Genomic DNA, 7,752 nt, shown 5'->3' with positions numbered 1-7,752 from the left:
GCGGCGACCGGGCCCTCGACGATCTGGTCGGCATGTTCGTCAACACCCTGGTGCTGCGCACCCGGGTGCCCGGCCGGCTCGGCTTCGCGGAGCTGCTCGGCCGGGTCACCGCCGCCGACCTGGACGCGTTCGCGCACGCGGACGTGCCGTTCGAACGGGTCGTGGAGGAAGTGGACCCGGTCCGCTCGACCGCGCACTCGCCGCTGTTCCAGGTGTCCATCGAGTTCCAGAACAACGCCCGCCCCAGCCTGGAACTGCCGCACCTGACCGTCACCGGGCTGCAGCTGGATCCGACGGTGTGCAACTTCGACCTGGAACTGCTGCTCGCCGAAACCGACACCGGCGGACTGGATGCGGCGTTCGTGTACGCCACCGACCTGTTCGACGCCGGCACCGTCGCCGGGTTCGCGGACCGGTTCGTGCGGCTGCTCGACGCGCTCACCACCGACCCGGACCGGCCCGTCGGCGACATCGACCTGGTCACCGCCGACGAGACCCGGGCGCTGGTGCCGGCGTACGGCCCGGCCGGGGTGGGCACCGGGTTGTGGACCGAGCTGCTGGATGCGGCCGTGGCCGCCGCCCCGGATTCGGTCGCGGTTGTCGACGGGGACCGCACCGTCACCTACCGCGACCTCGACGCCGCCGCGAACCGGCTGGCGCGAATGCTGCTCGATCGCGGCGCCGGACCCGACCGGGTCGTCGCGCTCGCGTTGACCCGCTCGATCGAGTCGGTCACCGCGGTGTGGGCGGTCATCCGCTCGGGGGCCGCGTTCGTGCCGGTCGATCCGGCCTATCCGCCCGACCGGATCGCCTACATGCTCGACGACAGCGCGGCCCGGCTCGGGATCACCACCGCCGCGCACCGGGCCGCGTTGCCGTCCGGTGTGGAGTGGATCGTGCTCGACGACCCGGACACCGCCGCCGCGCTGGCGGCCCGCGCCGCCGCGGCCGTCACCGATCGTGACCGGCCGGCGGCGCTGCGCCCGGACCACCCGGCCTATCTCATCTACACCTCCGGCTCCACCGGCCGCCCGAAGGGGGTGACCGTCACCCACCGGGGCCTGACGGACCTGGCCGCCGAGGAACGCGAGCACCTGCAGGTCGACCCGACCGGCCGGGTCTCGCACCTGGCGTCGCCGAGCTTCGACGCGTCGGTGTTCGAGCAGATGATGGCGCTGTCGGCGGCCGCGACCCTGGTGATCGTCCCGCCGGAGGTGTACGGCGGGGAGGACCTGGCCGCGGTGCTCGACACCCACCGGGTCACGCACAGTTTCATCACCCCGACCGCGCTGGCGTCGCTGGACCCGGTCGCGGTGCCGGCGCTGCGGGTGCTGCTGGTCGCCGGGGAGGCCTGCCCGCCGGAGCTGGTGGCCCGCTGGGCGCCGGGCCGGCGCGTCATCGACGCCTACGGGCCGACGGAAGCGACGATCATGACCTCGCTGAGTGCGCCGCTGGCCGCCGGGGACCCGGTCACCATCGGCCGGCCCGCCCGCGGGTTCCGGGCGCTGGTGCTCGACGCGCGGCTGCGGCCGGTGCCGGTCGGGGTGGCCGGGGAACTGTACGTGGCCGGCCCGGGCCTGGCCCGCGGCTACCACGCCCGCCCGGATCTGACCGCGGCCCGGTTCGTCGCCGACCCGCACGTGCCGGGGCAGCGGATGTACCGCACCGGCGACATCGTCCGCTGGACGCACGAGCGGGACCTCGAGTACGTGGGGCGCTCCGACTTCCAGGTCAAGGTGCGCGGGTTCCGCATCGAACTCGGCGAGATCGACGCCGCGCTCGGCAGCCACGAGCAGGTGGTGTTCGCGCACACCGTCGGGCACACCGCCCCGTCCGGGCAGACCGTGCTCGTCTCCTACGTGCGCTGCGCCCCGGACAGCGCACCCGACCCCGCCGCACTGAAAGCACATGTGGCGCAGCAGCTTCCGTCGCACATGGTGCCGACGGCGGTGATCGTGCTCGACGAGATCCCGCTCACCCCGGCCGGCAAGCTCGACCGCCGCGCGCTGCCGGCCCCGGACTTCGGGACCGCCACCGGCCGCTACCGGGCCCCGGAGAACGAACTCGAACGCATCGTCGCCGAGGTCTTCGCCGAGCACCTCGGCCTGGAGCGGGTGTCGGTCGACGACGGGTTCTTCGACCTGGGCGGCACCTCGCTGCTGGCCACCCGCATGCTGCCGGCGCTCGGGGAGCGCCTGGGCCGGCGGGTGCCGCTGCAGGCGATCTTCGTGCACCCGACCGCGGCGGACCTGGCCGCGCACCTGACCGAACCGGGCGAACCGGCGACCGTCGACGACGCGCTGCGGGTGCTGGTGCAGCTGCGCGAGGGCACCGGCCCGGCGCTGTTCTGCGTGCATCCGGCGGCAGGGCTGTCCTGGGCCTACGCCCCGCTCGCGCAGCGCCTGGACGGGCACCGGCCGGTGTACGGGCTGCAGCTGCCGGCGCTGAGCGGGGAGGGACGCACCGACACCATCCGGACGCTCGCCCACCGGTACGTGCAGGAGATCCGGCGGGTGCAGCCGCACGGGCCGTACCACCTGCTGGGCTGGTCCCTGGGCGGGGTCATCGCGCACGCGGTCGCGGTGGAACTGCGCCGCGCCGGGGAGGTCGTCGACACCCTCGCGCTGCTCGACAGCCACCTCGCGATCCCCGGCGGCGCCCCGGCGGTCGGGGTCAAGGACATGCTCCGCGACCTGGGCGTGTCGGTCAACGGCGGCCCCGAACCGACCTTCGAGCGGGCCGCGGCGATCCTCGACGAGTCGCTCGGCGGCAGCACCGGCCTGACCGCCGCGCACCTCGAGCGCATCCACTCCGGATCGACCGAGGCGTCCCGCGCGGCCCGGCGGCATTCCCCGGACACCTTCGACGGGGACGTGCTGTTCTTCACCGCCAGCCGGTCGGCGGCGTCGATCCCCGCCGTGGCCGCCTGGCACAACGTGGTCTCCGGGGAGATCCACCAGTACCGCCTCGACTGCGAGCACCACGAGATGGTCTCCCCGCGGGCGGTGGAGACGATCGTCGCGGTGCTCGCGGCCCGGCTCGAGGAGAGCGACAGCGCATTCCGGCACTGGGGTCGCGGCGAGGTCGGTACCCCGCGGCGCTGACGCCGGGCGCTGACGCGCCGGTGTGCCATTGTGGCGGTGGGAGCCGCCATTTCGGCACACCGGCGCGTCGGCGCACCCCTGTGACGAGACACAATTGAGGAACGTGTTCCAGGGTGGGACATTTCATCCATGACTGCCGCACCCGGCTCCGGGGTCCACCGCACCGCACCGCTCGGCAGCTCCCCGTGGGATTCCCTGCACCGCGAACACGACTACACCGTCGACGAGATCACCGGCCGCATCCCCGACGGGCTGCGCGGCGCTCTCTACCGCATCGGACCGGGACGCCTCGACGTCGCCGGCCACCCGGTCGAGCACATCTTCGACGGCGACGGCATGATCTCGCGGCTGCACATCGGCGACGACGAGATCCGCTTCCGCAACCGCTACGTGCGCACCCGCAGCTACCGGCGCAGCAACCGCACCGCGGAGATGCCCCGCGGATTCGGCACCCCCCGCCGCGGCGGGCCGCTCGCCAACGCGCTGCGCTTCCCGGCGAACATGGCCAACACCAACGCGATCCGGCACGGCGACCGCCTCTACGCGCTGTGGGAGGGCGGCAAACCGCATGCCCTCGACCCGGCCACCCTCGACACCCTCGGCATCGAGGACTTCGGCGGCCGCCTCAAACGGCTCGGCGCCTTCTCCGCGCACCCCAAGATCGATCCGCGCACCGGGGACCTCTACAACTTCGGCCTCGACTTCTACCCGCGGCCGCTGATCCGCTGCTACCGGCGCACCCCGCGCGGCGCGTTCACCGAGATCGCCGCGTTCCCCATCCCGAAACCGGCGTTCGTGCACGACTTCGCGCTCACCGAACGCCACCTGGTGTTCGTCGTCGATCCGCTGATCGTGGCCCGCCCGGTGTCGATGCTGCTCGGGCTGCGCCCGATGGACCACGCCCTGACGTTCGCGCCGGAGAAGGGCACCACCGTGGTGCTGGTGCCGCGCGACGGCGGCGGGCCCGTGCAGATCGAGCACGACGCGCTGTTCCACTTCCACGTCACCAACGCCTACGAGGACGACGACACCACCACGGTCGTCGACGTGGTCGCCCACGATCCCACGCAAAGCTGGGAACGCTGGAACGGGCACCTGCGCGACTACCGCGGCAACGCCGGACCCGCCTTCGGCGGCATCCTCACCCGCCTGCGCATCGACCGGCGCACCCGCCGCATCACCCGCGAGGTCCTCGGCGACCGCGGCTGCGAATTCCCGCAGCTCGACCCGCGGCGCACCACCACCGCGCACCGCCACACCTACCTCGCCGAGGCCTCGGTCCCCGGCGGCGACCCCGACTCGATCGCCACCGTCGACCACACCACCGGCACCATCCGGCGCTTCGTCGGCGACCCCGGCGACACGGTGTGCGAGCCGCTGTTCGCGCCCGCCTCGGCCACCGAGGGCCAGGGGTGGCTGCTCACCGTCCAGCACAGCGCCGCCGAGCGCCGGTCCCGGGTGCTGATCCTTCCCGCCGAGCGTCCCGACGCCGGCCCGGTCGCGACCCTCGGGTTGCGCCACCACGTGCCGATGACCTTCCACGGCACCTTCACACCGCGCTGACCGTGCCGGGTTCGCGGACCGCCGCCGCGGGTAGCCGCATCACACGGACGAGCGTGTGCGCGGCGGATCCGCGCGGCGGGAACGAACGGAGACGGGCGTGAAGATCGGATACAAACTGTTCGCCGAGGCGTATTCACCGACCGAGCTGGTGCGCCAGGCGGTGCGCGCCGAGGAGGCCGGCTTCGACTTCGTCGAGATCAGCGACCACTACCACCCGTGGCTGCACGACCAGAACCATTCGGGCTTCGCCTGGTCGATCCTCGGCTCGATCGCCGCGAAGACCTCCACCCTCGGGCTGGCCACCGGCGTGACCTGCCCGTTCCTGCGCTACCACCCGGCGATCATCGCGCAGGCCGCGGCCACCACGGCACTGCTGTCCGACGGCCGGTTCGTGCTGGGCCTGGGCAGCGGCGAAAACCTCAACGAACACGTGGTGGCGCGCGGCTGGCCGGCCGCCGCGACCCGGACGCAGATGCTGCGCGAATCGATCGAGGTGATCCGGTTGTTGTGGAGCGGCGGCTACCACAGCTACGACGGCCGCCACATCCGGCTCGAGGACGCGCGGGTGTTCGACCTGCCCGACGAGCTGCCGCCGATCGTGGTCGCCGGGTCGGGCGGTCCGGCGGTGACGACCGCCGCCGAACTCGGCGACGGCCTGTTCGCGACGGAAGCCGACCCCGAGCTGATCGCCGCGTACCGGCAGGCCGGGGGCACCGGGCCGCGCTACGGCGAGGTGTCCCTGGCGTGGGCGCCGACGGAGGAGGCGGCGCTGGCGTCGGCGCACAGGCTGTTCCGGTTCTCGGCGGCCGGGTGGAAGGTGCAGGCCGAGTTGCCGAATCCGGTGAACTTCGAGGCGGCCGCCTCGACGGTCCGCGAGTCGGACCTCGCCGACAGCTTCGGGTACGGCCCCGACCCCGACCGTCACCTGGAGAAGATCCGCGGCTACGCGGACGCCGGGTTCGACCACCTGGCGCTGGTGAACGCCGGGCCGGACGTCGACGGGTTCTTCCGGTTCTACGCGGACGAGCTGCGACCGGCCCTCGCCACGTCCTGAGCCGGTGACCGGCCGACCTGCCGGGCCGCGGGAAGCGCACCGAACCAAATATGAACCACATACATGAACTTACATGTGGTTTATGAATTGGAATTATGTGACGGTGGCCTCTTCACTGGAGGCATGACCACCAGCCCTCCGCGCTCCGACCTCGACCTGTTCGCCGACGAGATCCTCACCGACCCCTATCCCACCTTCGCCGAGCTGCGGGAACTCGGCCCGGTGGTGTACCTGCCCGCCCACGACGTCTACGCCCTGACCCGCTACGACGTCATCCGCGGCGCCCTCGCCGATACCGCGACGTTCTCCTCCCGCAGCATCGCCTTCAACCCGGCCGCCAACGAGGCCCTCCAGGGCACGTCCCTGGCGTCCGACCCACCGATCCACACCGAACTGCGCGCCACCCTCACCGAGAACCTCTCACCGCGGGCCCTGCGCGGCCTCAAGTCCACCATCGAGACCAAGGCCGACGCGCTCGTCGCCGACCTGGTGGAGAAGGGCTCGTTCGAGGCCATCGACGCCCTCGCCCGCGCCTTCCCGCTCGAGGTCGTCGCCGACCTCATCGGCTTCACCGGCGAGGTCCGCGCCAACATGCTCCGCTGGGGTCAGGCCGCCATGGAGGTCCTCGGCCCCATGAACCAGCGCACCGCCGAGAACTTCCCCATCGCGGGGGAGCTGTACGCCTGGTGCTCGCAGGTGCAGGCCGAGGATCTGACCCCCGGCTCGGTCGGCCGCGGCATCTTCGACGCCGAGGCGCGCGGCGCCGTCCCCGCCGGCAGCGCCGGGCACATCATCCACCAGTATCTCGGCGCCGGGGTCGACACCACCATCGCCTCGATCGGCAACCTGATCGCCCTGTTCGCGGCGTTCCCCGACCAGTTCGACCTCGTGCGCGCCGACCCGACGCTGGTGCCGGCCGCGTTCGCGGAGGTGCTGCGCTACTGGGCGCCGCTGCACGCCTGGGGCCGCGCGGTCACCCGCGACGTCGAGATCGACGGCTACCTGATCCCGGCCGGGGCGCAGGCGGCGGTGCTGCTCGGCGCCGGCAACCGCGACCCGCGCCACTACGACGATCCGGACACCTTCCGGGTCGAACGCAACCCGGTCGATCACCTGTCCTTCGGGTACGGCCCGCACGGCTGCGCCGGGCAGGGCCTGGCCCGGCTCGAGGCGCACGCGGTCATCGCCGCCCTCGCCCGGCACGCCCGCCGCCTGGTCGCCGCCGACCCGATCCGGCTGCCCAGCAACACCACCCGCTCCATCGACGCACTCGAGATCCTGGAGGTTGTCCCGTCATGAAGATCACCCTCGACCGCCCCCGCTGCGAAGGCCACGGACTGTGCGAGGAGGTCGCACCCGAGCTGATGCACCTCGACGACGACGGTGAGCTGATCCTCGACGACGGCGACCCGCGGGCCGCCACCGCCGGTGCCGCCGTGCGCGTGTGCCCCGTCGCCGCCCTCAAACTCGCATGAGTGCCGCACAGACCCCGGGGATGCACCGGGTCGTCGTGGTCGGCAACGGCATCGCCGGGCAGACCGCCTGCGACAGCCTGCGCACCGCCGGGTTCGACGGGGAGCTCACCGTCGTCGGCGACGAACCGGTGCCCGCCTACTCGCGGCCGGCCCTGTCGAAGGCGCTGCTCACCGACGGCGGCTCGCACGAGCTCGCCGCCCCCGCGCACGGCGCCACCGAGCTGCTCGGCGTCGCCGCGGTGGGCCTGGGCGTCGCCGCCCGGACGGTGCGGCTCGACGACGGGCGCGACCTGCCCTTCGACGGGCTCGTGATCGCCACCGGCACCCGGGCCCGCCGGCTCGGCCAGGACGCGCTGGTGCTGCGCACCCTCGACGACGCGCTGCTGCTGCGCGACCGGCTCGCGGCGCGTCCGTCGGTGGCGGTCGTCGGCGCCGGGCCGCTCGGCATGGAGGTCGCGTCCGCGGCCGTGCAGGCCGGCTGCGAGGTCACCGTCGTCGCCGACACCGCACCGATGCGCCCGCAGTTCGGCGGGTATCTGTCCGAGGTGTTCACCAC

Annotated in this window: 6 protein-coding genes; all 6 read left to right on the top strand. The window is 73.1% G+C overall.

Annotated elements, in window-relative coordinates; translation table 11 throughout:
* Window positions 1-3,104 (top strand): non-ribosomal peptide synthetase (locus tag I0Q12_RS15970; RefSeq protein ID WP_197252845.1); only part of this gene is annotated, 3,104 nt, incomplete at its 5' end.
* Between the two features lie 129 nt (window positions 3,105-3,233).
* Window positions 3,234-4,667: a carotenoid oxygenase family protein gene (locus I0Q12_RS15965; protein WP_197252844.1), complete on the top strand. Its 1,434-nt coding sequence runs from the start codon at window positions 3,234-3,236 to the stop codon at window positions 4,665-4,667.
* Window positions 4,668-4,764: 97 nt separating this feature from the next.
* Window positions 4,765-5,721 carry a TIGR03557 family F420-dependent LLM class oxidoreductase gene (locus I0Q12_RS15960; RefSeq protein WP_197252843.1) on the top strand — a complete coding sequence of 319 codons (957 nt, stop codon included), beginning with the start codon at window positions 4,765-4,767 and terminating at the stop codon, window positions 5,719-5,721.
* 123 nt (window positions 5,722-5,844) lie between these two features.
* Window positions 5,845-7,020 carry a cytochrome P450 gene (locus I0Q12_RS34650; RefSeq protein WP_197252842.1) on the top strand — a complete coding sequence of 392 codons (1,176 nt, stop codon included), beginning with the start codon at window positions 5,845-5,847 and terminating at the stop codon, window positions 7,018-7,020.
* Window positions 7,017-7,196, top strand: a complete 180-nt coding sequence (locus I0Q12_RS15950; RefSeq protein ID WP_197252841.1) for a ferredoxin — start codon at window positions 7,017-7,019, stop codon at window positions 7,194-7,196. The genes I0Q12_RS34650 and I0Q12_RS15950 overlap by 4 nt, the downstream gene beginning before the upstream one ends.
* Window positions 7,193-7,752, top strand: a 560-nt coding sequence (locus I0Q12_RS15945; RefSeq protein WP_197252840.1) for an FAD-dependent oxidoreductase, incomplete at its 3' end; no start/stop codon positions are given. The genes I0Q12_RS15950 and I0Q12_RS15945, both read left to right, overlap by 4 nt.

It is taken from the genome of Rhodococcus sp. CX (assembly GCF_015865005.1).
GTDB lineage: Bacteria > Actinomycetota > Actinomycetes > Mycobacteriales > Mycobacteriaceae > Rhodococcus.
This window is presented reverse-complemented; position numbering and strand designations above follow the sequence as displayed.